1 protein-coding gene is annotated in these 1,679 nt (G+C 37.0%); it reads right to left on the minus strand.

Annotated features, from left to right (window positions below; all coding sequences use genetic code 11):
- On the minus strand, window positions 1-1,679 hold a 1,679-nt coding region (locus tag ACFX5E_RS16190; protein ID WP_379856202.1), incomplete at both ends, for a SprB repeat-containing protein.

A 1,679-nucleotide genomic window follows, 5' to 3' on the forward strand; every position in this document is an offset into this window, starting at 1 on the left:
TAAATTGGATATCGTAAACGGTGCCGTTTGGCTTTGGTATACACCGCCATCCACACTATAACTGTAAGGAGCCATTCCCGCTGTGGTAAGCGTTACGTCTATAGCAAAGTTCCCTTCAGTTGGAGCACATTGGTTGTTTAGAACCGCCGCTATTACAGGAGTTGGGTCTTTGGTTATAAGTTTGTCAATTTTAAATTCACATCCATTTGCATCTTTTACCCAAATATCCCAATTGTTTCCAAATGTATCATAATCCAGAATACCTAAATTACTTGTTGTATATGCTCCTCCTTGTGCACTTCCGTTTGGAACAAATGCATATTGATAAGGTCCTGTTCCTCCGGTTGCAGAAACGGTGATTTGAGCACCTGAAATACAGTTAGCATTTGTTTCATTCGAAATCGTTGCATTTACTGGTTGTATCGGTTGGGTAATATTAAACGGAATCAAAGCGGAACAAAGAGTTCCTGTAGATTCTTTTACTTTTAAAATATAATCCCCTGGTTTTAAACCTGAAATAACACCTGATACCGGACCACCTATAGGGCCAACTATTGAACCACTTACTGGAGGTACTATTGGTAAATTCGTTAAAGGATTTAATAATTCATAATCAATTGTTGTAACCGTAGCATCGAAACTACTCACTGTGTAATTTAGGACTCCATTATTAGCGCCATTACAGGTTACATTGGTTTTACTGTCAATTGCAACTACAATAGAAGATATAGATGGAATAGGAACTTCTAAAATTGAAATACAATTGTTGACATCTTTTACTTGAAAGAAATAAGATGTGCCATGTAACAATCCATTAAAAGTGAATGTTGTTGCCACAGTAGGAGCTGATTCAGTCAATGGTTGCCCAAAAATTGAATATTGATATGGAGCCACACCACCTGCTATAACTGTTAAATCAACTTTAGCCCCAACAATACAATCACCTCCTAATGTAACAGCATTCAATGTTAAAAATGGTGGTGTTGTAATACGCAGTTTAGTGCTATTGTATTGACATCCTTTTGCATCGACAATGGTAATATAATAATCTCCAAAATTTAATCCACCAAAACTGTAATTTGTAGCTCCAATTATACCACTGGTTGCAATTTGTGTAAAAGTATTATCATACAAAGTATATGTAAATGGGGCTACACCTCCTGAGGCAATAGTAACATCAAAACTTCCTGGTGTATTTACATTACAAACTATTGGATGCATCACAATATTTGGTACTATAAGAGCCGGATCATCTAACGTAATTGTTCCAGTTGCCTCACATCCTTTTTTATCCCTAATTACATATTCGTACAAACCTGCACTTAGACCACCAAACACATTTGTGATAGTAAATGTAGCCCCGTTATCAATGCTATATTGATAAGGCGCTATTCCACCAGATGGAATTAATCTAATAGAACCGTCTGAATTACCGTTACAAGTTGGATCAACTTTACTAAAAGTAGCCGTTGGGTAAACTATCGGATTGATTGTGATTACTCCCGATTGTGCCGGACAACCATTTGCATCTGTTACTTGAAACTGATTTGCACCAGGTGTTGTACTTGTAAAAGTGAAAGTAGTTCCTAAACCAACAGGTTGTGTTAACGTCCCTGTTCCTGAAACCATACTTACTGTATATGGAGCCTTACCTCCTGAAATTGTACCTGTAATGATAG

This window comes from Flavobacterium xylosi (assembly GCF_042787345.1).
GTDB lineage: Bacteria > Bacteroidota > Bacteroidia > Flavobacteriales > Flavobacteriaceae > Flavobacterium > Flavobacterium xylosi.